The organism is Dyella sp. AtDHG13 (assembly GCF_003201105.1).
Classification (GTDB): Bacteria; Pseudomonadota; Gammaproteobacteria; order Xanthomonadales; family Rhodanobacteraceae; genus Dyella; species Dyella jiangningensis_B.
Genome location: NZ_QICJ01000004.1, coordinates 24,119 through 45,925, shown reverse-complemented (window position 1 = coordinate 45,925; position 21,807 = coordinate 24,119). Strand labels below are relative to the sequence as shown.

The following is a 21,807-nucleotide window of genomic DNA, read 5'->3' as shown; positions in this document are numbered from 1 at the left end:
CTTGCGCGCGGATTCGCCGTGAATCCGCACGTTCTCTAGTGGAAAGTTCAAAAGGGAAATAGCCGTCCGAACCTTTCGTACGGCATTAGGAAATCGTGAAGGCTTCGTGTGTAACAGCGGTTACACCGATATTTAAAACACGCGCGAAGATGCGGCGAAATGCGACAACGCGTGTGCACACGCGTTGTCGCCAGCGCTCAGGGCAGCAGCGACTTGCCTTGCGCTTGCGGCAGACTGACACCAAGCAGGCGCGCAACCGTCGGCGCGATGTCGCGCATGTCGATGTCGCCCAGGTTCTTGTTCGACGGCACGCCCTTGCCCCGCATCAGGAGCGTCGAACGCATCTGCGCGAGCGAGGGATCGTAGCCGTGCATGCCCAGGTAATGGCCGGGCGATGGCATCGGCGCATCGGGCTTGATGCCCATTTCGAAGCCGGGCTTGAACATCACGAACCACTGGGCCAGCGGCGTACCGCCATCCTCGTCCACGCGTGTCTTGTCCAGCACGCTGGCGATGCCGTAGGCCGGGTCGTTCTGCAATCGCGCCAGCAAGGCCTGGACCCTGTCGCGCACGGCGGCATCCTTCGGATCGCGCAGCACGATGGCGCCGCTGCCGCCGTCGTTCCACGGCATGGCCTTCCAGTCGGTCACGGCACCGTCCTTGAGGGTAACCAGTCCATCCGCGATGAACGGTGCGTAGAGGTTCACGTCGTGCTGCACCGGCAGGAAGCCGTGGTCCGACACCACCACCACGACGCCGTCGGGATGCACGCGACGGGCAGCGTCCACCAGCTCGCCGACCAGTTCGTCGATCTGGCCCAGCACCGCCCTGGCCTGCGGTGTATCCGGACCGCTGACGTGCTGTTCGTGATCCAGCGCGGTGAGGTAAGCCGTCATGAAATCCGGCTTGCGTGTTTCCAGCAGCTTCACCGCGAAGTGCGCGCGCGTGCGGTCGCCGGCCATGCTTTCGTCGATGCCGTCCGCATACGGGCCCAGATCGTGCTCCAGCGAAGGCAGCAGGCCCGGCGTGGCGAGCGCCGCGAGCAGCTTGCGATCGTCCGCCGTGCCGGTGCGCCAGATCTGCGGCAGGTTCCAGTCCACCTGCGCGCCCACGCTCACCGGCCAGTGCACGTTCGCGGTGTGCAGGCCCGCGGCATGTGCGGCGTCCCACAGCGTGGGCACTTTGATGTCGCTGGCGTACCAGTCCCAACCTTGCTGGTTCTTGTTGTACGGATCGAACGTGAGGTTGCCGCCGATGCCGTGCAGCGCTGGCGACACGCCGGTGATCAACGTGGTGTGGCTGGGATAGGTCAGCGTGGGCAACACGCCGCGCACGGATTGCGCATAGCTGCCCTGGTGCAGGAAGGCCTGCAGGTTGGGCAGGTGCAGGCCGCGCTGCTCGGCCTGCAGCACATCGGCGGGCCGCAGGCCGTCGATGGAGATCATCAGTACCGGCGCCGCGGCAGCGGGCAGGCTGGCGGCCATGGACAGCAAACCGGTGGCGCAAAGAAGAGTGGACAGGCGCATTGTCAGGTCGTCGCAGGTGTGAATGCATGGATACGTGGACAGCGCTCTCCGTCACCCGGCCCGATGCGGGATGACGGACGAACACGGCGGGGTCGGCGGGCTCAGCGGCCGTCGACGGCCTTGCGACCGATGGCGGGGTCGTCGGTGAAGAACGCATCCACGCCGGCATCGAGATACGCACGAATCTCCGCGATGGAGCCCGCTTCGTTGAACGTCTTCGGGTCGCTGCCCTGCCAGAAGTTCTTGGCCTGGAAGAAGTTTTCCGGGCGGAACGTGTACGGATGCAGTTCCAGCTTCACCGCGTGCGCGTCGTGCGCCAGCGAGGTCGGCTTGCCCAGCGTGCCGTCGGCGGCCAGCGGGATGATCGAGCGGATGCTCGGGCCGATGGCGTCGGCGTAGCCGGCGATGTCGCGCAGGCCGGCCGGCGTCATCATCTGCGCGAAGCTCAGATGCTTGCCTGCCGCCACCACGTCGTACGGCTCTTCCTTGGCATCACCCAGCAGCTGCAGCAGGCGGATGTTCGGGTGATCCTTGCCGAGCTTGCCGCGCAGGTAGCGCAGGTTGGCGATCTCGAACGACTGGATCTCCACCGGCGCGGTGCGCGTATAGGCATGATCGGCGAGGATGGCGAGCACGCGGTCTTCCATCGGCAGGCCCGCCTGCTTGAAGTAGGTGCCGTGCTTGATCTCGGGAATGATGCCGATCACGCGGCCCTGCGTGGCCGCCTCGGTGGCGACGAAGTCGATGATCTCGTCCAGCGTGGGGATCTGGAACTGGCCGTCGTACGCCGTGCTGCGGAACTGCGGCAGGCGCTCGCGGGCGCGCAGCGTCTTCAGTTCGACGAGCGTGAAATCCTCGGTGAACCAGCCGGTGACTTTTTCGCCGTCGATGGTCTTGGTGGTCTTGCGCGCCGCGAATTCCGGATGCTGCGCCACATCGGTGGTGCCGCTGATCTCGTTCTCGTGGCGCGCCACCGGCACGCCATCCTTGGTCATCACCAGGTCCGGCTCGATGAAATCCGCGCCATCGGCGATGGCCTTGCCGTAGGACGCCAGCGTGTGCTCCGGCCGCAGCGCACTCGCGCCGCGGTGGCCGATCACCAGCACCTTCTTCGCCAGCGGCGCTTCGTTCGCCTGACTATTGGCAGCCATCACCAGTGCACCCGCCATCATGATGGCCCAGCATAAACGACCCACGGCGACTCCTCTGCATATCGGGACACGCCTACTCGGCGCGGTGACCGCACATCGTGACGGCCGCGCATGTCGATTCATTGACAGGATGGCGCCACGGCGTTTGAACGCAAGCCGCGCGACAGCCATGACTGGTGGCACCCGCGTGACTTGCGGCCAGTGGCGGCCCGGCCGCGGCCTGTTAGCGTGTGGACCATCATCATCCGGATGCGGAACGCCCATGCTCGCCACCTTGCTTACCGCCCTGCTGGCCACGGCCGCGCCCGCCACGGACTGCCACGTCGGCGCGTATCGACTCAGCGACGGCAGCACGCTGGACATCGCCCCCACCGACAGCGACGCGCTGCGCTGGCGGCGCATCGACGGCAGCACCGGCAAGCTGACGCGCGGCGCCAACGACGTGTGGACCAGCACGTTCGGCTGGACCGACCGCCCCGACGGCAAGGACGTGCGCTTCGGCGACTGCGCCAGCGGAAAGCTCAGCTTCGACGGCATGGCCGCGCAGCGCATTCCGCTGCAGGTGCAGGAGACCACCTTCACCGGCGACGGCGGCACGAAGCTGGTGGGCCGGCTCCTCCTTCCACCCGGCCATGCGAAAGTGCCGGTGGTCGTGCTGATCCACGGCGCGGAACACGACTCCGCCCGGCAGTTCGACTTCATGCAGCGCGAGCTGCCGGCCGAAGGCGTCGGCGCGTTCGTCTACGACAAGCGTGGCACCGGCGCATCCGAGGGCACCTATACGCAAGACTACAACGTGCTGGCGAACGACGCGGTGGCCGCCGTGGCCGAAGCGCGGCGGCTGGCGGGAGCACGGGCCGGGCGCGTGGGTTATCGCGGTGGCAGCCAGGGCGGCTGGGTGGCGCCGCTCGCCGCCACGCGCACGAAGGTGGACTTCGTCATCGTCGGCTACGGGCTGGCCATCTCGCCGTTGGAGGAGGATCGCGAGGCGGTCGCGTTCTATCTCAAGCAGAAAGGCTACGACCAGTCGGTGATCGACAAGGCCTGGGAGCTCTCCGACGCGATCGGCCTGATCCTGTCCAGCCACTTCGCCAAGGGCTTCGACCAGCTCGATGCGGCGAAGGCGAAGTACGCCAAGGAGCCCTGGTACAAGGACGTGCGCGGCGACTTCAGCTACATGGTGCTGCCGATGAGCGACGAGGAGATCCGCGAGAAGGGCAAGGCGTTCGCCTCATGGAACACGCCCTGGCATTACGACTCCATGGCGGTGCTGGAGAAGCTGCACACGCCGCAGCTGTGGGAGCTGGGCGAGGACGACATCGACGCGCCGAGCGGCGAAACGCTGCGGCGGCTTGCGTCGCTGCAGGCGAAGGGTTTGCCGATCACCACCGCGCTGTTTCCGCACGCGGAGCACGGCATGACGGAGTATGAGTTGAAGCCGGATGGCGAGCGCGTCAGCACACGTTATTCGGCGGGCTACATGCCGATGACCATCGACTACGCGAAGGGCGCCTTCCACCCGCCCTACGGCGCGAGCAAGGTGGTCGGCCCGGAGGAGATCACGCCGTAACGGCGCCGCGGCCGAAACCGCGACGCCGTTATGTATCGTCAGAACTTCACGTCCAGCGTGAGGAAGCTCTGGCGCGGCGCGCTTGCATGGAACGCCAGCGCACGGCCCGCCGGGTCGGCGTTGGTGAAGGCCGTGAGGTTGGAGGCGTAGCGCTTGTCGGTGAGGTTGGTCACATTGAGCGACAGCTTCACATCGGTCAGGCCATACAACGCGCCGAAGTCGTAGCCCGCGCCGAAGTCGAACGAGGTGTAGCCGCCGAAGCCCTGGTCGTTGGTGTAGGTGTAGTAGCGCGTGCCGGTGTACTTGCCGCGCAAGCCGACGTTCCACGGGCCATACACCCAGCTGATTTCGCTGGCGAACAGCTTGTTGGGCGTATCCACCGTGATCTTGCCGCGGGTGGGAACGGTCACGCCGTTCTGCTGGTAGTTGTTGTCGTAGGTGGAACGGTTGAACGAGGCGGAGTTGTACCACTCGAAGTGTTCGAACGGCTTCCAGATGAAGGTGAGTTCCGTGCCGTGGCTGCTCACCGAGCCCACGTTGTAGAAGCGCGTGGTGCAGGCCGGCGTGGTGCCCTGCTGGATGCTCGGGCACGGGTTGAGCGAGAGCAGGCGGTTGTTGAAGTTCACGTCGTAGACGGCGACGGAAGCCTCGAACTCTTTCTGCACCACGCGGTAGCCGCCTTCGATGGTGCGCGACTGCTCGGGCTTCAGGTTGCCGCGCGTGGCGTCGAACGCGGCCTGCGTCACCAGCAGCGGACCGCTGGCGCCGCCGCCCTGGAACGCGGCGATGTTCTTGGCGTACGACAGGAACACTTCCTGCCCCGCGCCGAGCTGATAGCCAATGCCCGCTTCCGGCAGCAGCGCCTTGCTGGCGTTGAGGCGGCCGTTGGCCACCGGCGACTCCACCTTCACGCCCGGCACTTCCTGCGCGCCCATGCTCACGTGCGGACTCTTCACGCCCACGTCGATGCTGAGGCGATCGTCCAGCAGCTTGAAGCTGTCCTGCAGATAGGCCTGGCGCGTGATGATGGTGTATTTCTGGTAGAACAGGCGGCGGTTCGGATCGCTGAGGTAGTTGTCGTCATTGACCGGGCCGGTGATCCAGTAGAAGTTGCGCTGCACCGAGTGATGGTTGTTCTCGTACCATACGCCGCCTTCCACATGGTGGCCGCCCACGTCCCACGTGGCCGACGCGATCGCGCCATTGCGGTTGATGGTGTAGTTGGTGCTGCGGATGGAGATCGGCAGCTCCTGCGCGGTGCCCGGATACGACGGCTGGCCCGGCGCCCACCAGTGGCCCTGACCGCCGTTTTCATGGTGATAGACCTGCGCGTGCAGGGTCACCGTGTCGCTGGGGAAGAAGTCGCCCGCGAGGTAGTACAGGTCGTCGCGGCGCAACGCGCGGCTCTGGTAGTAGGCATCGTCGATGTTGTCCACGCCGCCGGAGAAACCGCAGCGCGCATCGCGCTTGCCGCCCTTGGTGTAGATCGGCGCGCAATAGGCGGCGGCCACGGCGCGGTTCCAGTCCGGCGCGTACAGGTTCCAGTCCCAGCCCAGGCCGCGCGCCATGCCGCTCTTGGACAGGTACGCATAGTCCGCCTGCGAGGTGCGCGAGTTGTCGGCGTAGGCGGTGATCTTGCCGCCATCGAACTGGTACACGGCCTTGGTGTTGTACTGCTTGGTGGTGGTCGGCGAACCCGGCGGCGCCCACATGTCGGCGGTGGCGCGCACGCCGGATACGTACATGGAAAAGCCGTGGTAATCGCCGCTATCCAGGCGCAGGTAGGTGCGGCGGTTCTGGTCGCTGCCGAAGGTCTGGCTGATGCGGCCGCCGAACGTGGTGGACGGATCGTCCGTGTAGTACTGGATGGTGCCGCCGAGGTTGCTGGTCGAGGCCGTACCCAGGCTGCCGATGCCCGAGGCCAGTTCCACGCCGCCGAAGTTCTCCGCCAGCATGGCGCGGCTGATGTTCAGACCGTTGTAGTTGCCGTAGGCGTTGTCGCCCAACGGCAGGCCATCGAGCGTGTAGCCCAGGCGCACGGTGTTGAAGCCGCGCAGGCTGATGGTCTGCGATTCCTCGTTGGCGCCGAACGCATCGTTGGACTGCACGTTCACGCCGGGAATGCGGTTGAGCACCTTCTGGATGCTGGTGCCGGCCGGCAGCACCTTGGTGTCCTGCACGGTGACGCGCTGCACCTGGCGGGTTTCGCCCTGGCCGATCACCGAAATGCTTTCGAGGTTCTTGGCACCATCGGCATTGGCGGGCGCTGCGGCTGCGGCGTCGGCAGGCTGCGGATTCTCGGCGGCGAAAGCGCTGGGCAACAGAACGACCAAGGCCGCCGCGACAGCGGCAGCAAGCACGTGCTTCTTCATGAGCGTGAACTCCAGGGGATGGGGAATCCGCGTGAGGCGGATATCCCGATCCTGCGGCCGTCGTGTGAAATTACGTTTACATGGGAATTTCACGCGTCAGGTTTGTGAGGTGTTGTGCAGGGATGACTATGCAGTTTCCCACTCAGCAGTTCCGAGTTTTGCCATTCGGCCCCTCTGCGTCCGTCGCCCCTCACCGTCATCCCCGCGAAAGCGGGACAAGCGCGAAGCGCGCAGAACGCCCGAAGGACGGCCCCGAAGGGGCGAGCGAAGCGAGTCATCCAGTGTCTTTTGGGCACGTGGCAAAGCGAAAGTCGCTGGATCCCCGCTTTCGCGGGGATGACGGTGAGGGAGAAGCGGCGCTACGCGGAAATATGCAGGTCCGTAGACCACAAGCTCCTCAACGAGCTATCTTTCAATATCACCGCGCCGCCTGCCCCTCCACCTCCCGCAACCACGCCCGATACGTCGGCCTGTCCAACGGCACGCCTTCGCTGTTGCAACTGCCAAGCCTGCACAGCTCCTCGCGAATGCGCGGCGTGTGCTGCACGATCACGTGGAAGATGGCGTTCTGTTCCAGTTCGCCGTGGAAGGCCGCCGCGCCCGGCCCGCTGGCGAAGATCGCCACGTCTTCGCCGCCGTGCGTTTCCGCCTTCATCGGCAGGATGGCTTCCTGCAGGTAATCGGGGTCGCTGGTCTTCGTCTTGGCGAGGTCCGGGCGGCCCTTGGTGGCGTACGAGTAATCATGCGCGGCGTGCGGGAAGGTCTTGCTGCCTTCCGGCTGCGTGTCGCTGGCGCCGGTGTAGCCGGGGCCGTTGGCGAAACCCAGCGTGGTGTACGGCTTGCCGGCGGCGTCGCGGGCGAGGCCGGCGCCACCTTCCTCGTCGTAGCTGTCGTTATGGCCCTGCACCAGGCCGAGGATGTCGTTGCCGCGCTTCGGGTAGCCCGCGAACGTCATGGTGTGGCTGTGGTCGGCGGTGACCACGATCAGCGTGTCGCGCGGGTCGGTACGCTGCAGTGCGGCCTCCACCGCGGCGGCCATGGCGATGGTTTCGTCCAGCGCGCGGTAGGCATTGCCGGCATGCAGCGCATGATCGATGCGCCCGCCCTCCACCATCAGAAAGAAGCCGTTCGGGTTCTGCTTGAGCACGTCGATGGCGCGGCTGGTCATCTCGGCCAGGCTGGGCTCATCAAGCTTGTCGTGCACGCGCTCGTGTTCGTAGTTCAGATGCGAGCTGTTGAACAGGCCGAGTAGCTGTTTTGTGCTCGCCATGTCCAGCGACTTGAGCTGCTGCGCATTCCACACATACGCGCCATCGGGATGTTTGCGCTTCCATTCGGCGATCAGGTCGCGCCCATCCAGGCGCTGGCCCACCTTGCCCTGCTCCACGGGGTCGTCCTCGCCGGCCACCATGAATTCGGTGCGTCCGCCGCCCATCGCCACGGTGAGGCCGTTGCCAGGAAAATCGATCAGCTGAGCGGCGAAATCCTTGCAGCCCTGCGCCTTGGCCTCCGCAGTGAGGTCCGCATCCACTTCCCAGTTGCGTTCGGGCAGATGGCCATAGGTTGCCGCGGGTGTGGCGTGCGTGATGCGCGTGGTGGTGATGGCGCCCGTGCTCATGCCGGCCGCCGCGGCGAGTTCCAGCGTGCTCACCAGTTCCTGCCCGTGCGAGGCGGCGCAATCCTGCCGGCGCGGCACCTGCGATACGCCGATAAAGCCGCCGCGTGTCTTCACACCGCTCATGATGGCCGTCATGGTGCCGGCGGAATCCGGCGTCTGCTGATCGGTTTCGTAGGTGCGGCTCAAGGCGCTGAACGGAAAGCGCTCGAAGCTCAGGCGATAGCTTTCGCCGTCCACGCTCTTCAGCTGTCCCGCGCGCACGTGCGCGGCCGCGATGGTCGGCAGGCTCATGCCGTCGCCGAGAAACACGATGACGTTCTTCGCGCGCTGCCCGCCGCTGTTCGACTGCGCCGACAGCTGCGCCGCCAACGCTGCGCCCTGGCGAAACCACCACTGCGGCGTCTCGCCATCCGGCCGCTGGATGGCCGGCACCTCGATGGACGCCGTGGCGGCGGGCGGCGTAACGGCCTCGCTGGCGCAGGCCGTCAGCAGGGAAAACGAAGCAAGCAACGCGGCACGGCGCGCCCGCGGCGACGGATGGAACATCGGCAACCCCTTCAGTGGTTTCGCACAGTAAGCCGGCGATCCTAGCCACTCCGCAAGAACTTGCTGTGACAATGCCGGCGAATGACGGGTGTTAGCCTGCCGCCATGAACGCTCGTGCCCTTCTGTTGGCGTGCCTCGCGTGGCTGGGTGCCAGCGCATCCGCGGATGAAGCGCCCACGGGTGTGCGCAATGACGTCACTTTCTCCCACTACAGCAAGGACTCGGGCAGCGCGGAGCTGGTGCGGCGACTGGTCACGCCACTCAATGCGTGGCGGCTGCAGCAGCACGCGTCGGCCAGCGGCATCGCCATCCAGGACCAGCCCGTGGACCTCACGCAGGAGCGCTTCGCCCTGTACGTGCCCGCGCAGATGCCGCCGGACGGCTACGCGCTGCTGGTGTTCGTGCCGCCCTGGGATGACGCGAAGGTGCCCGCCGACTGGACGCCCGTGCTGGATCGGCACGGCATGATCTTCGTCACCGCCGCGCGCATCGGCAACGACACCAGCCTGCTCGACCGGCGCGATCCGGTATCGCTGCTCGCGGCCATCAACGTCATGGCGACTTACCACGTGAATCCGCAGCGGGTGTACGTCGCGGGCCTTTCCGGTGGTTCGCGCGTCGCGCAGCGGCTCGCGCTGGGTTATACGGATCTGTTTCACGGCGTGCTGCTGGAGGCCGGCAGCGATCCCCTCGGCAAGACCGTGCCGCTGCCACCGGCGAGTTTGCTCGCGCAGTTCCAGACAGGCACGCGCGTCGTCTACCTCACCGGGCAGAGGGATACGGCGAACCTGGAGTCGGATCGCGTCAGCCGGCAGTCGCTGCGCGAGTGGTGCATCGAGGATATCGACACGCGCGAGATGCCGTGGACAGGCCACGTGCTGGCGGGGCCCACCGCACTGGATCGCGCGCTGACTTCGCTGGAAACGCATCACCCGCCGGACGCGTCGAAACTCGACGCCTGTCGCTCGCGCATCGCCAAGGCGCTTGACGGCGAACTCGACAAGGTTCGCGCATCGATGGAGGGCGGACGCAGCGACGATGCAAAGCAGCAGCTGGATGCAATCGACCAGCGCTACGGCGGACTGGCCGCGCCGCGCAGCGTGGAGCTGGCGGCGCGGCTGCAGCAGGCCACGCCTTAGTCCAGCGACACCGCCTCCACCTTGCCCGAGCGCACCGCTTTCACCAGCGCGGCGTGGTCGCGCTCGTTCTGGTCGGCGTAGCCCACCGAGAACGACGCGATGGCATCGGCAAACGCATCGCTCTTGCCCAGGTACGCGGACAACAACACCGCGTCGCCCGAACGCGCATGCGCACGCGCCAGGGTATGCGCGCACAGGCGGCCATAACGTCGAAGGTTGGGCACGCGCATCACCTCCACCTGCGGCGACACCTTGGCGTCGCGCAGCTGGCGCACGTAGAACTGGCGTGTCGGCCCCTGCGTCCAGCCCAGAAACATGTCGCTGGCGGCCTGCATCAGGCGCTGGCCCGCCACCACGCGCTGGCCGGAATGCTTGTACGGCACGATGCCGATGTACGGCTCGATCACCGACGGTCGCGCTTCCTTGAACTGCAGGAACAGCGGATCGCCGCTGCCCGACACCAGCAGGATGATGCCGCAGTAGGTACCGACGCTGCCCACGCCCACCACCTTCACCGCCGAATCCACGGTTTCGAAGCGGTCCAGCAACACGCGCCGCTCCGGAGACAGCGAATCGCGGTAATCGTCATACGCACGCTGGCGTTCTTCCAGCGTGATGTGATTGGCCAGTTCCTCGTCGTGGTAGATCAACGGCGGCTCGTCCTGGATGCGCGGCGGCGAGCCGCCGGCCACGGTGAGCTTGATGAATTCCTTGGTATGCGCCGTGAACTCCACCGCCTTGCGCACGCTCTTGGTGGCGAGCTTCTTCATCTCCGCGTCCTGCATGAGGTCGATCACGTCCTGCAGGTCGATGTGGTCGTACCAGGCGTCCAGCAGCGGCATCTCGGCGTATTCGGCGAGATGCGCCTTGTACGCCGCCGCGGCTTCCCAGGCGATGTCCTTGGCGTCGCTTTCGCTGAAGCCGTTGGCGCGCGAGGCCACCAGCAGGCTCGCGCACAGGCGCTTGATGTCCCATTCCCACGGGCCGATGGCGGTTTCGTCGAAGTCGTTGATGTCGAACACCAGCTTGCGCTCCGGCGTGGCGAAGCCGCCGAAGTTCACCAGATGGCAGTCGCCGCAGATCTGCAGGTTGACGCCGGTGCGCGCGGTCGTGGCGAGGTCGCCCGCCATGATCGCCGCCGCGCCACGGTAGAAAGCGAACGGCGAAGCCATCATGCGGCCGTAGCGGATGGGCACCAGCGACGGCACGCGGCCCCTGGAGGTCTCGACCAGCAGATCGACGGGATCGAATCGGTCCTTGGGTGCCTTCCAGCCGCCCAGCGATTTGCGCGGCACCTTCTCGCGAATCGCGCGCGCCATCGCCTGCCGTTCGGCCGCGCGCTCGAGCAAGGTGACCTGCGAGAGCGGCGCGCCCTCGCGGTGCGCTCGCCGGGCCGCGGAGGCCTTCTCCTCCGCCGTCGGCTTGACCGACCTGCGGACCACCTTGGGAGCGCGTTCGTCCGACGTTCTCGACATGGTTGCACCTCGTGACGGGGCACCGGGATGCCCACGGAAGTCGCATCAGGGGTGCATTTGACGCCCGCGCTCCGCAAAGGGGAATCGTAAAACTACGTACGTCCGCAAGCGGCTCACGCCGCGAAAAGGGCTAGTCGTCGAGCGCCTCGTGGGAGGCGATTTCGCCCTGCTTCCAGTAGCTGGATGCCCGGATGCGCTGTCGGTCCAGGCCGTGAACCTCGATCAGCCGCTGCCGCACCTGGCGGATGCTGGCGTACTCGCCGGCGGCCCAGGCAAAGCCGTCGCCTTCCGGCAGGATCAGTTCACCCACGGCATCGGGTAGGCCGCCCTGGCCCGCTTCGCGACGCAGCCAGGTCACGCTGGCCTGCGCGGCAGTGGGCAGGTCCAGCACGGCATCGCCGTCCTCGACCTCGACGAGGGCGAGGATGCATTCCTCTGGCGTGGCTTCTTCCAGGCGGCGCGCGATGGCCGGCAGCGCGGTCTCATCACCCACCAGCAGATACCAGTCCAACCCGGAAGGAAGGATGGAGGAGCCACGCGGCCCGCCCAGCGCCAGCACGTCGCCCACCCGCGCGCGGCGGGCCCACGATACGGCCGGGCCTTCGCCATGCAGCACGAACTCGATGTCCAGCTCGTTGGCGGCCGGATCGAACCGGCGCGGCGTGTAGTCGCGGGCGGCGGGGCGCGGGCGGGTGGGATCGAACGCGATGCCCTGCTCGGTCACCGTGGGCAGCGACGGCCGCGATTCGCCTTCGGCGGGCAGGAATAGCTTTACGTGGTCGTCGAATGAGGCCGAGACGAAGTCGGCCAGGTCGCCGGTGAGCGTTACGCGCAACAGGCGGGGCGATACCGGCGTGAGGCGCTTGACCGTCAGCTCGCGGATTTTCAATGGATGCCGGACGCGCCGGATCGCGGGGGAAACAGGGGACATGGGGAACCTCGCTGGCGACGGCCGGGTCGCGCCGCTATAATGGATGAAACTCATAGTGAGCTTGCTCAATACTTTTCCATGACCGCGCCCCGCAAGTCAACCACCGTCGAACTGGCCGACGCTTTCCTGGCCCTGCATCACCTGGTGCGCAAGCGCGTCGACGCCGCCATGACGGCCGCCGGCCTGTCGCTTTCGCAGTCCAAGCTGCTGGCGCTGGTCGCCCGGCTGGCCCCCTGCCGCCCCAGCGACATCGCCACGCAGATGGGCTACGCGCCGCGCACGGTCACCACCGCGCTGGACGCGCTGGAAGAAAACGGCTGGATCGAGCGCACGCCGCATCCCACCGACCGTCGCGCGCAGCTGGTGGACATCACCGCCGCGGGCCAGGCCAAGCTGGACGAGGTGCAAGGCCCCAAGCGCCAGGCGGTGGAGCAATTGTTTGGCGTGCTGAGTACGGGTGAGCAGAAGCAGCTGCGGGAGCTGATGGATCGCGTGCGGGAGCGGGCGGACGATTGAGAAGTTCACGGCTCTGCTGGAACACGCATGCTCCCTCACCGTCATTCCCGCGAAGGCGGGAGGCGCTTCATCAACAGCCGAAGGCTGGTCATCCAGTGCCTTTCTCCCGTTGAAGGTCAAAGTCGCTGGGTTCCCGCCTTCGCGGGAATGACGAATATGTAGTGCTGCGAGACTTCTTCAGGAACACGCAATTCCGCTTACAACGAAAGAGGGCGGCGAAATTCGCCGCCCTCCCGAAGCATCACTCGCGACGAATCGCGGAACAGGCATTACGCCGCCTGGCTCTGGATCGACTCCGCAGCCGGCGTCGCAGTCGTCGCCACAGCCTCGCCGATCTCCACGCGACGCAGCTTGTACGCCTCGGGGATCTCGCGCTTGAGGTCGATCACCAGCAGGCCGTTCTCCATGTGCGCGCCGGTCACCTGCATGTGGTCGGCCAGCTCGAAGCGGCGGTTGAACGGACGGTTGGCAATGCCACGGTGCAGCACTTCGCCTTCCTGCTCGCCCTTGCGCTCGCCGGTGACGGTGAGCATGTTGCCCTGCACGGTGATGTTGATGTCCCCGCGGCTGAAGCCGGCCACCGCCATGGTGATCCGGTACTTGTCCTCGCTCAGCTTCACGGAATCGAACGGGGGCCAGTTGTCGTTCGTCTGCGTGCGGGCGGCCGCCTCCAGCAGATCGAACACACGATCATAGCCGATGCTGGAACGGTGCAGCGGCGAGAAATCCAGAACAGTACGCATAACCATATTCTCCTATGAGCAACAGGTAGACGCCGCGCGACATGCAGCGGCGCACCGGCCCCGAAGCGACCGGTGACGGGGAAATGTGGCTGTCTTTTTTGGGATTCAAGCCGATCTTTTCAGCTGGCGTTTAGCCATCCAAAACCGTGTCGCATACCTCTTGAAACACGCATGCCCGGCTCCCATGGGGCGTGGCGGGCGCCAACTCAAGGCCGCCGCGCGCTACGACGGATCCGTGCCGTAGCGCGTGACGTTTTCCGGCAGCCTCACCCAGGCATGCCGGCGATGCTCGTAGACCGAGTCCTCCGGCGGCGGAAACGTGGGATCGGCGAACGCGCCCACCGCGACGGAGACGCGTCCTTCCACGCCTTCTTCGGTGTGGAATACGGTGCTGCCGCAGATGGGGCAGAAGCGGAAGCGGAATTGCGCGCCATGATCGCCCGTGCGCACGAATTCCGTGGCCTTGCCGGTGACCGTATACGGCGCAGCATAGCTGGCCAGTGCGGCGAACACGCTGCCGGTGCGTTGCTGGCAGGCCAGGCAATGGCAGACGCCAACGCCCAGGGGTTCGCCTTGCACTTCGATCCGCAACTGGCCGCAAAAGCAGGATGCCGTTCTGCTGGACATGCCAACCTCCGTGGAGATGTCGTTCGTCAGGTCACGCCGGAGCCCGCAGGGCCATCCACCAGCCGGCGCACGCGCGTGGCGTCTTCCGGCGTCGCCGGGCTGTAGACCACCATGCTCAGCCCGGGCTGTTCGTTCACCGCGAACACCGAATAATCCAGCGCGATGTGGCCCACCACGGGATGGCGCATGTGCTTGGTGCCTTCGCCGTAGCGCCGCACGTCGTGGTCGCGCCACATGGCCGCGAATTCCGGGCTTTGTTCGCACAGCTCCGCCACGAAGGTTTCCACTTCGCGCGATGCGCCCAGGCGCGCGATCTCCGCGCGGAAGGTCGCCACGATGCCGCGGGCATCGCTTTCCCACTCGGTCATGCGTTCGCGCACCCGGCGGTTGCCGAAGATCAGCCGCAGCGAATTGCGCTGATCCGGCGGCAGCTCGGCGTAATCGCCCAGCACCTTGGTGGCGGCGTGATTCCACGCCACGATGTCCCAGCGCACGGTGCGCACGAAGGCCGGGCTGTAGGTCATGGCATCGAGCACGCATTGCAGGCGCCGCGTGACACCCTGCGGAGCTTCGTACTGCACCTGCGGTGGACGATGCTGCGCCAGCAGGAAGAGGTGCTCGCGCTCGACCGGGTTGAGTTCCAATGCGCGCGCCAGGCGATCGAGTACCTCGGCCGACGGCGAGCCGCCGCGCCCCTGTTCGAGCCAGGTGTACCAGGTGGCGCTGACGTTGGCGCGCTGCGCCACTTCCTCGCGTCGCAGGCCGGGCGTGCGACGGCGCGATGGCGAGAATCCGTACGCGGCCGGATCAAGCCGCGCGCGCCGATCCCTGAGGAACAGCGCCAGCGGATTCTCCTCGTTGCCCACCATGCTCAGCCTGTCAGTCGCCATACCGGTATAACGTCACGGCTTCATCGCCGATGCGCCCTGCGCCGATCATCGAAGTCGGTTGAATCACTCAGGGACTTTATCATGCGTGTGTTTGTCACCGGCGCCACGGGTTTCGTGGGTTCTGCCGTGGTTCATGAATTGCTGGATGCAGGTCACCAGGTGTTGGGCATGGCGCGCTCCGATGCCTCCGCCGAAGCGCTCGCCGCCACCGGCGCCCAGGTACATCGCGGTTCGCTGGAGGATCTGGACAGCCTGCGCCGCGGCGTTGACGAGGCGGACGGCGTGATCCATACGGCGTTTATCCACGATTTTACACAGTTCGAGAAAAGCTGCGAAGTGGAGCGCGTGGCGCTCGGCGCCATCGGCGATGCCCTGGCCGGCTCGAACCGTCCGCTGCTGGTCACCTCGGGCACGGGCCTGCTCGCACCCGGGCGCCTGGCCACGGAAGACGATGCCAACGAATCCTCCTTCCCGCGCGTGGTCTCGGAAAAGACCACCGAAGCGCTGGCCGCGCGCGGCATCAATGCCTCCGTGCTGCGCCTGCCGCCCACGGTGCACGGCAAGGGCGACCACGGTTTCGTGCCTATCCTCATCAAGCTGGCGCGCGAGAAGGGCGTGTCGGCGTATGTGGGCAACGGGGACAACCGCTGGCCGGCCGTGCATCGCCTCGACGCGGCGCGCCTGTATCGCCTTGCGCTGGAAAAGGCGGCCGGCGGCGTGCGCTATCACGCCGTGGCCGAGCAAGGCGTGTCGTTCCGCGCCATCGCGACCGTTATCGGCAAGCATCTCGACGTGCCGGTGGTGAGCCAGTCACCCGAGGAAGCGGCGGAACATTTCGGCTGGTTCGCTCATTTCACCCAGATCGACAACCACACATCGAGCGCGAAGACGCGCGCGCAACTGGGCTGGGAGCCGCAACAGGTGACGCTGCTCGACGACCTCGAGCAGGGCCATTACTTCACGGCTTGAGTCACCCCGTAGCCCGGATGAAATCCGGGTTACGCGACGACTTGCGCGGTGCTCACCGCTTCATCGCCAGCACGCCATCCAGCGCTAGCTGCGCGTTGAAGCCCGCCTTCTCCAGGCGCTTCGCCACCTCGCGTGGCACGTCGCGGTCGCTGGTGAGCTTATTGGGGCTGCCGGTGTAATGGAACATCCGGCCGCCCCGCCGCAGCACGCGTGCGAGCTGGTCGTAGAACGTCTGCGCATACAGCTCGCCGGCAATGCCGAAGCGCGGCGGATCGTGCAGCACGGCATCCACCGATGCGTCCGGCATCTGCGCGATCGCCTGCGACACGTCCGCGTGCGCGAGTTGCAGGCGGCCGCCGCTGGCTTCCGGATCAGGCGACCACGGGTTGAGCGTGCGCAGCCACAACACGTCAGCGTTCTTTTCGAACGACTGGATGCGCGCCACGCCGGCCTCCAGGCAGCACGCGGCGAAATAGCCCAGGCCGCCGCAGGTATCGAGCACGACCTTGCCGCGCGGCTCCACCAGGGCCACCTTGCGGCGCGCGTCGTCCACAGGCGATTCCCTGGACGTGGGCAGCATCTTGATGCCGTCGATCTCGAACGTGGGCGCGCCCCACTCGGTGGGCACCAGCTTGATCAGCGACGTCGAGAAGCACGACACCGAGGAGAAATCCTCCCCATCCCAGTAGTAGATGGTGCGGTCCTTCAACTTGCCGGGATAGGGATAGCGCTGTCCGTTCCACAGCCAGCCGTCCGCCTGCAACTGCGCTCGGCCGCCGGAACGGTCCAGATCCATCGAGCCGGACCATTCGGTCTTGCCCGCGTCGCGCGCGGCAAGTAGGGACTCGCCGGCGGAGCGGACAAGCAGGGGGCCGGAATAATGCGCCACGCGGTGAAATCCTTGAGGGTAAACCCCGGCATTTTATTGGCGATGGCACGCGGCGGCCGATCGGCCGCCCTTGCGGCTTCAAGGTATCCGTCCACCAAGCGGCGTCGCCCTGGTTCCATCAACGCCAAATCGCAAAATCTTTCGCCAAGCTGACACCAGATTCACCACAGCTTCGCGCAAGGATTGAGCCCGGGTTCTCAGTAACGGCTATCAAAAACGGCTGTGCCGAACACGTAAGCCACGGATTTTACTGAAGCTTGCTGGAAACTTACAAAATTCGTTGACTTTTCGTGATTGCGCCGTCTAAGTTCGGTGACAGGTCGCAGGGGGGAATCGTAAATTCCTGCTGACTCATAGAGTTACGGCGCCATCTCTGCCGATGGCGTTGCGGGTACCTGCGTGCCTGAAAAGAAGCCGGGACGACGCCCGGCCCCTCACTTTCTAGTCGATCACGTCGTTAGGGGAGCTAAAACGTGAAGCATTATCGAAACAGCAAGCTGTCTGCGGCCATTCGCCTTGGCCTTGTCGTCGGCGCATTCGCCGCCTCCGGTTCCGTGCTGGCGCAGGACGCCGGCACCAGCACCACGCCCACGCCCGAGTCGGCCAAGAAGCTCGAAACCATCACCGTGACCGGTTCGCGCATCCGCAGCGTGGACGTGGAAACGGCGCAGCCCGTCATCACGCTGTCGCAGGCCGACATCCAGAAAACCGGCCTGACCAATGTGGGCGACATCCTGCAGAACCTGACCATCACCGGCCAGCCAACCTTCTCCAAGGCGGCTGTGCTGACCAGCAACACCGAGGAAGGCGGCCAGTACGTCAACCTGTACAGCCTGGGCGAGAACCGCACGCTGGTGCTGGTGAACGGCAAGCGCTGGATGACCAGCCTCAACGGCTACACCGACGTTTCCACCATCCCGGTGGCGCTGATCGACCGCATCGAAATCCTCAAGGACGGTGCTTCCTCCATCTACGGTTCCGACGCCGTGGCCGGCGTGGTCAACATCATCCTCAAGGACCGCTTCAACGGCGCGGCCGTGAGCGGCTATGTCGGCCAGAACGAAAGCGGCAACGACGGCACGCAGCAGGCTTACTCGTTCACCGTGGGAACCACCACGGACAAGTCCTCCATCGTGTTCGCCGCGACGTACAACAAGACCGGCACCGTGTGGGCGAAGGATCGTGACTTCACCAAGTACACCTTCGGCGATTTCGATCGCTCCGCCGGTTACAGCGGCACCGGCCCGTGGGGCCGCTTCTCGTACGACGGCAAGACCTATGTGCTCAACCACACCGGCGATCCGAACAACATCGGCGTGGGCGCGGATGCGACGCAGCTGAGCAACTACCACGTCGGCGTGCAGGACAACGATTACTTCAACGCCACCAACCAGATGATGGAGCAGCTGCCGAGCGAGCTGAAGTCCATCTTCACCGAAGGCACCTACAACTTCAGCGACAACGTGACGTTCAAGGCGACCGGCATGTACGCCGAGCGCAACTCGTCGACGCAGGTGGCCGGCTATCCGCTGACCAGCACCAGCCAGCCGAACTTCCCGGTCTACCTCAGCGGCGAGAGCTACTACAACCCGGTGCCGGGCACCGACCTGTCGTTCGCCCGCCGCATCGTGGAGCTGCCGCGCGTGAGCAGCGAAAGCGCCAAGTCGCTGCATTTCGATGCGGGCTTCGAAGGCAACTTCGAGTTCCTCGACCATGCGTGGAACTGGGATGCGGGCTTTGGCTACAACAAGTACGACGTGGACACCACCAACACCGGCAACATCAACCTGCTGAACCTGCAGCAGGCGCTGGGCCCGTCGTTCCTCAACAGCCAGGGCGTCGTGCAGTGCGGCACCGCCGCCAACCCGATCGCGCTCAGCCAGTGCGTGCCGTTCAACATCCTGGGTGGCCCGAGCGCGTCGACCAAGGAAGCGCTGAACTACATCATGGCGCGCGAGCACGCCACCGATCAGAGCGTACAGAAGGACTTCACGGCCAACATTACGGGCGGCCTGTTCGAGCTGCCGGCCGGCACCTTCAGCTTCGCGGCCGGTGTCGAACACCGCAACGTAAGCGGCTATGACCAGCCGGACGAAATGGCCAGCGCCGGCTACACCACCGACCTCGCCGCCGGCCCGACCTCGGGCTCCTACACCACCAACGAAGCGTACCTCGAACTCAACGCGCCGCTGTTGAAGGACCTGCCGGGCGCCAAGTCGCTGGCCGTGGACGTCGCCAGCCGCTACTCGCATTACAGCAATTTCGGCAGCACCACCAACAACAAGTACAGCTTCACCTGGTCGCCGTTCGACGACTTGATGGTGCGCGGCACCTTCGCCAAGGGCTTCCGCGCGCCGACGCTGGGCGACCTGTTCGGCGGCGGTTCGCAGACCTTCGACGGTTACACCGACCCCTGCGATGCCAAGTACGGCAGCACCAGCAACCCGACGGTGGCCGCCAACTGCAAGGCCGCTGGCCTGGCGTCGACGTTCCGTCAGACGGATACCGCCGGCAACCCGGTCGCGGGCCCGAACCAGCAGAGCACCACACCGTTCGTGGCCGGCGCCGGCAACGCGTACCTGCAGCCGGAGCACAGCACCACCCGCACGCTCGGCCTCGTGTACAGCCCGCACTATGTCGACGGCCTGGACATGACGCTGGACTACTACGACATCAAGATCACCAACGTCATCACGGCGATCGATGCCAACTACGTGCTGGACCAGTGCTACCAGTACTCGGTGCAGGAATTCTGCTCGGCGTTCCAGCGCGATGCCAACGGCCAGGTGGTGAACCTGCACCGCGGCAACGCCAACCTGGGCTGGCTGGAGACCACCGGCTACAACCTGGGCGTGAACTATCGCCTGCCGGCGTTCTCGTTCGGCAAGTTCGTGTTCAACGCGAACGTGAACTACCTGGACGACTGGAACCAGGCTTCGACCAACGACGCCCCGGCGATCAACTACGCCGGCCAGTACGGCTACAACCACTGGCGCGCCAACCTGGGCCTGGACTGGACGCTGGGCAACTGGGGCGCCACCTGGGGCATCCGCTACTACGGCGCGTTCCTCGACCAGTGCTGGGACGCCACCGCCGGCATCCACTGCAACAAGCCCAACTACACCAGCGTGAACTGGGGCTACGGCACCGGTGCGGACCGCATGGGCGCCGCCGTGTTCAACGACGCGCAGGTGCGCTACCAGCTGCCGTGGAAGGGCCAGATCGCCTTCGGCATGCGTGACATCTTCGACAAGCATGCGCCGAACACGGTCAACGCCTATGCGCTGGGCTACAACTCCTCGGGCTCGGTCGATCCGACGCTGGACCTGGGTCGCTACATCTACCTGCAGTACAACCAGCAGTTCTAAGCAGGGCACTCACCCTCCCCGCTAGAAATTGCCGGGACCTCGCAAGGGGTCCCGGCCTTTTTATGTACGGACTTCAGGCGGTGGAAGCGAGTGGTGGCACAGCAACCCGCCATCAACTCTCCGGCCGGGTCTCGGGCATGGTCAGCAACACCGGCAGCACCGCGAGCGCGATCACCGCGATCATCGCGCCCGGCACAGCCGCCCAGCCGGTCAGGCCGATCAACAGTTCGGCAAGAAACGGAGTAAGCCCGCCGAAGATCGCCGTGGCCACGGTGACGCCGAGCGCCAGCCCGCTCAGGCGGCCTTCGCCCGGAAACTGCTCCGCCGTGGCGGGTGCGCCCACCGCGCTGACGCCGCCGGCCACGCAGGCCAGCACCACCGCCGCGATCACGATTTGCACCGATGAGCCATGCGCCATCAGGGCGAACATCGCCGACGGCAGCGCGGCGCTCAGCAAGGCCAGCCATGCCAGCACCGGCTTGCGCCCCACGCGATCGGAAAGCGAGCCCACCCACGGCGTGACCAAGATCACCGCCACCGCCGCCAGCGTGGACAGCCCCAGCGATTCGCCTTCGCCCATCGTGCCGGTGGTGCTCAGGAAGGCGGGCACATAGGTGATGCCCACGTAGTAGGTGATCGACCCCAGCGCGGAGATGGCAAAGGTGCGCCAGATCGCCAGGCGATGATGGGCCAGCGTGTCGCGCACCGGCGTCTCGGGCACGCTGCCGCGCGCCTGCTGCCGCCGGAAGTCCGGGGACTCCTGCATGGCCGAACGCGCGATCCAGATGCTGCCGGCCAGGGCCGCGCCAACGAAGAACGGTATGCGCCAGGCCCACGCATCCAGCTGCGCGCGGCTGGCCAGCGCCACTGTGAGCGCCGACACGCCCACCGCCAGCAGCGCGCCGATCTCGCTGGCCGCCGACGCCAGCGACGTCACCAGGCCGCGATGGCGCTTTTGCGCGCCTTCGAGCAGATAGGCCACCACGCCGGTGTATTCGCCGCCCACGGAGAACGCCATCAGGCAGCGCAACAGCAGCAACAGGTAACCGGCGGTCATGCCCATATGGCGATAGTCCGGCAGCAGCGCCGTCACCAGCATCGCCACCGTCATCAGCGCCATCGACAACAGCAGCGTGTGCCGTCGGCCGAGGCGGTCGCCGATCACGCCGAACACCAGCGCGCCCAGCGGACGCATCGCATAGGAAATGGCGAAACCCGCCAGCGTGGCCAGCAGCGAATGCTCGCCGCCGCCGAAGAACACGCGCGACAGCACCGTGGCGAAATACAGGTAGAGCGTGAAGTCGTACCACTCGACCACGGTGGAAAGCGCGGCGATCACCATCGACGCACGCGTGATGGGTGCATGGCCCTGCACAGCGCTCGTCATCGGCATCCTCCGTCGGGTTGCGCACGCCCCTGCGGCGCTGGCGCGAGCCGCAACACGTGCTGTCGATCGGCCGCGCGCTACTCGCCGCGC

General features: G+C 66.1%; 16 protein-coding genes. 5 read left to right on the top strand and 11 right to left on the bottom strand.

Annotated elements, in window-relative coordinates:
• Nucleotides 1-197: 197 nt before the first annotated feature.
• Nucleotides 198-1,526 carry an ectonucleotide pyrophosphatase/phosphodiesterase gene (locus BDW41_RS08585; protein ID WP_074551844.1) on the bottom strand — a complete coding sequence of 443 codons (1,329 nt, stop codon included), beginning with the start codon at nucleotides 1,524-1,526 and terminating at the stop codon, nucleotides 198-200.
• 101 nt (nucleotides 1,527-1,627) lie between these two features.
• A complete protein-coding gene (locus BDW41_RS08580) occupies nucleotides 1,628-2,677 on the bottom strand; it encodes a glycerophosphodiester phosphodiesterase (protein WP_233496829.1) in 1,050 nt (349 codons plus the stop codon).
• A gap of 262 nt (nucleotides 2,678-2,939) precedes the next feature.
• Here BDW41_RS08580 and BDW41_RS08575 point away from each other — a divergent pair, with 262 nt between their 5' ends.
• Entirely contained in the window at nucleotides 2,940-4,247 is a 1,308-nt protein-coding gene (locus BDW41_RS08575) for a CocE/NonD family hydrolase (RefSeq protein WP_074551845.1), read from the top strand.
• 38 nt (nucleotides 4,248-4,285) lie between these two features.
• Here BDW41_RS08575 and BDW41_RS08570 read toward each other — a convergent pair whose 3' ends face one another.
• Both BDW41_RS08570 and BDW41_RS08565 read right to left on the bottom strand, forming a co-directional pair.
• Nucleotides 4,286-6,619, bottom strand: coding sequence for a TonB-dependent receptor (locus BDW41_RS08570; RefSeq protein WP_074551846.1), 2,334 nt, complete (start codon nucleotides 6,617-6,619; stop codon nucleotides 4,286-4,288).
• A gap of 418 nt (nucleotides 6,620-7,037) precedes the next feature.
• Nucleotides 7,038-8,783 carry an alkaline phosphatase gene (locus tag BDW41_RS08565; RefSeq protein WP_074551847.1) on the bottom strand — a complete coding sequence of 582 codons (1,746 nt, stop codon included), beginning with the start codon at nucleotides 8,781-8,783 and terminating at the stop codon, nucleotides 7,038-7,040.
• 104 nt (nucleotides 8,784-8,887) lie between these two features.
• Here BDW41_RS08565 and BDW41_RS08560 point away from each other — a divergent pair, with 104 nt between their 5' ends.
• A complete protein-coding gene (locus tag BDW41_RS08560; RefSeq protein ID WP_074551848.1) occupies nucleotides 8,888-9,922 on the top strand; it encodes a PHB depolymerase family esterase in 1,035 nt (344 codons plus the stop codon).
• Here BDW41_RS08560 and BDW41_RS08555 read toward each other — a convergent pair.
• Together BDW41_RS08555 and BDW41_RS08550 are read right to left on the bottom strand one after the other, a co-directional pair.
• Nucleotides 9,919-11,397 carry a DUF2252 domain-containing protein gene (locus BDW41_RS08555; RefSeq protein WP_233496817.1) on the bottom strand — a complete coding sequence of 493 codons (1,479 nt, stop codon included), beginning with the start codon at nucleotides 11,395-11,397 and terminating at the stop codon, nucleotides 9,919-9,921. The two genes, BDW41_RS08560 and BDW41_RS08555, sit on opposite strands and share 4 nt — an antisense overlap.
• Before the next feature lie 130 nt (nucleotides 11,398-11,527).
• A complete protein-coding gene (locus BDW41_RS08550) occupies nucleotides 11,528-12,328 on the bottom strand; it encodes a siderophore-interacting protein (RefSeq protein WP_074551849.1) in 801 nt (266 codons plus the stop codon).
• A 78-nt stretch (nucleotides 12,329-12,406) separates the two neighbouring features.
• Here BDW41_RS08550 and BDW41_RS08545 point away from each other — a divergent pair, with 78 nt between their 5' ends.
• Nucleotides 12,407-12,844 (top strand): MarR family winged helix-turn-helix transcriptional regulator, encoded by a 438-nt coding sequence (locus BDW41_RS08545; protein ID WP_074551850.1) that lies wholly within the window; start codon nucleotides 12,407-12,409, stop codon nucleotides 12,842-12,844.
• A gap of 269 nt (nucleotides 12,845-13,113) precedes the next feature.
• Here BDW41_RS08545 and BDW41_RS08540 read toward each other — a convergent pair whose 3' ends face one another.
• From BDW41_RS08540 to BDW41_RS08530, 3 genes are all read right to left on the bottom strand, one after another.
• Nucleotides 13,114-13,587 carry an Hsp20 family protein gene (locus BDW41_RS08540; protein ID WP_074551851.1) on the bottom strand — a complete coding sequence of 158 codons (474 nt, stop codon included), beginning with the start codon at nucleotides 13,585-13,587 and terminating at the stop codon, nucleotides 13,114-13,116.
• 222 nt (nucleotides 13,588-13,809) lie between these two features.
• On the bottom strand, nucleotides 13,810-14,214 hold the full coding sequence (locus BDW41_RS08535) for a GFA family protein (protein ID WP_074551852.1): 405 nt from the start codon (nucleotides 14,212-14,214) through the stop codon (nucleotides 13,810-13,812).
• Nucleotides 14,215-14,240: 26 nt separating this feature from the next.
• Entirely contained in the window at nucleotides 14,241-15,104 is an 864-nt protein-coding gene (locus tag BDW41_RS08530; RefSeq protein ID WP_233496816.1) for a helix-turn-helix transcriptional regulator, read from the bottom strand.
• Between the two features lie 81 nt (nucleotides 15,105-15,185).
• Here BDW41_RS08530 and BDW41_RS08525 point away from each other — a divergent pair, with 81 nt between their 5' ends.
• Nucleotides 15,186-16,073: an SDR family oxidoreductase gene (locus BDW41_RS08525; RefSeq protein WP_074551853.1), complete on the top strand. Its 888-nt coding sequence runs from the start codon at nucleotides 15,186-15,188 to the stop codon at nucleotides 16,071-16,073.
• A 52-nt stretch (nucleotides 16,074-16,125) separates the two neighbouring features.
• On the opposite strand, the gene BDW41_RS08520 is transcribed toward BDW41_RS08525, so the two are convergent.
• Nucleotides 16,126-16,962, bottom strand: coding sequence for an MnmC family methyltransferase (locus BDW41_RS08520; RefSeq protein ID WP_074551854.1), 837 nt, complete (start codon nucleotides 16,960-16,962; stop codon nucleotides 16,126-16,128).
• 554 nt (nucleotides 16,963-17,516) lie between these two features.
• Here BDW41_RS08520 and BDW41_RS08515 point away from each other — a divergent pair.
• The gene (locus tag BDW41_RS08515) at nucleotides 17,517-20,330 is read left to right on the top strand and encodes a TonB-dependent receptor (protein ID WP_233496828.1); all 2,814 of its coding nucleotides are present in this window, start codon (nucleotides 17,517-17,519) and stop codon (nucleotides 20,328-20,330) included.
• 112 nt (nucleotides 20,331-20,442) lie between these two features.
• Here the strand turns inward: BDW41_RS08515 and BDW41_RS08510 are convergent, their stop codons facing one another.
• Nucleotides 20,443-21,717 (bottom strand): MFS transporter, encoded by a 1,275-nt coding sequence (locus BDW41_RS08510; RefSeq protein ID WP_074551855.1) that lies wholly within the window; start codon nucleotides 21,715-21,717, stop codon nucleotides 20,443-20,445.
• Nucleotides 21,718-21,807 lie beyond the last annotated feature (90 nt).

What these genes read in the sequence shown, in the direction of transcription:
- BDW41_RS08585 (WP_074551844.1), bottom strand. Translation starts at nt 1,526, where the DNA reads ATGCGCCTGTCCACTCTTCTTTGCGCCACCGGTTTGCTGTCCATGGCC.
- BDW41_RS08580 (WP_233496829.1), bottom strand. Translation starts at nt 2,677, where the DNA reads ATGGCTGCCAATAGTCAGGCGAACGAAGCGCCGCTGGCGAAGAAGGTG.
- BDW41_RS08575 (WP_074551845.1), top strand. Translation starts at nt 2,940, where the DNA reads ATGCTCGCCACCTTGCTTACCGCCCTGCTGGCCACGGCCGCGCCCGCC.
- BDW41_RS08570 (WP_074551846.1), bottom strand. Translation starts at nt 6,619, where the DNA reads ATGAAGAAGCACGTGCTTGCTGCCGCTGTCGCGGCGGCCTTGGTCGTT.
- BDW41_RS08565 (WP_074551847.1), bottom strand. Translation starts at nt 8,783, where the DNA reads ATGTTCCATCCGTCGCCGCGGGCGCGCCGTGCCGCGTTGCTTGCTTCG.
- BDW41_RS08560 (WP_074551848.1), top strand. Translation starts at nt 8,888, where the DNA reads ATGAACGCTCGTGCCCTTCTGTTGGCGTGCCTCGCGTGGCTGGGTGCC.
- BDW41_RS08555 (WP_233496817.1), bottom strand. Translation starts at nt 11,397, where the DNA reads ATGTCGAGAACGTCGGACGAACGCGCTCCCAAGGTGGTCCGCAGGTCG.
- BDW41_RS08550 (WP_074551849.1), bottom strand. Translation starts at nt 12,328, where the DNA reads ATGTCCCCTGTTTCCCCCGCGATCCGGCGCGTCCGGCATCCATTGAAA.
- BDW41_RS08545 (WP_074551850.1), top strand. Translation starts at nt 12,407, where the DNA reads ATGACCGCGCCCCGCAAGTCAACCACCGTCGAACTGGCCGACGCTTTC.
- BDW41_RS08540 (WP_074551851.1), bottom strand. Translation starts at nt 13,587, where the DNA reads ATGCGTACTGTTCTGGATTTCTCGCCGCTGCACCGTTCCAGCATCGGC.
- BDW41_RS08535 (WP_074551852.1), bottom strand. Translation starts at nt 14,214, where the DNA reads ATGTCCAGCAGAACGGCATCCTGCTTTTGCGGCCAGTTGCGGATCGAA.
- BDW41_RS08530 (WP_233496816.1), bottom strand. Translation starts at nt 15,104, where the DNA reads ATGGCGACTGACAGGCTGAGCATGGTGGGCAACGAGGAGAATCCGCTG.
- BDW41_RS08525 (WP_074551853.1), top strand. Translation starts at nt 15,186, where the DNA reads ATGCGTGTGTTTGTCACCGGCGCCACGGGTTTCGTGGGTTCTGCCGTG.
- BDW41_RS08510 (WP_074551855.1), bottom strand. Translation starts at nt 21,717, where the DNA reads ATGACGAGCGCTGTGCAGGGCCATGCACCCATCACGCGTGCGTCGATG.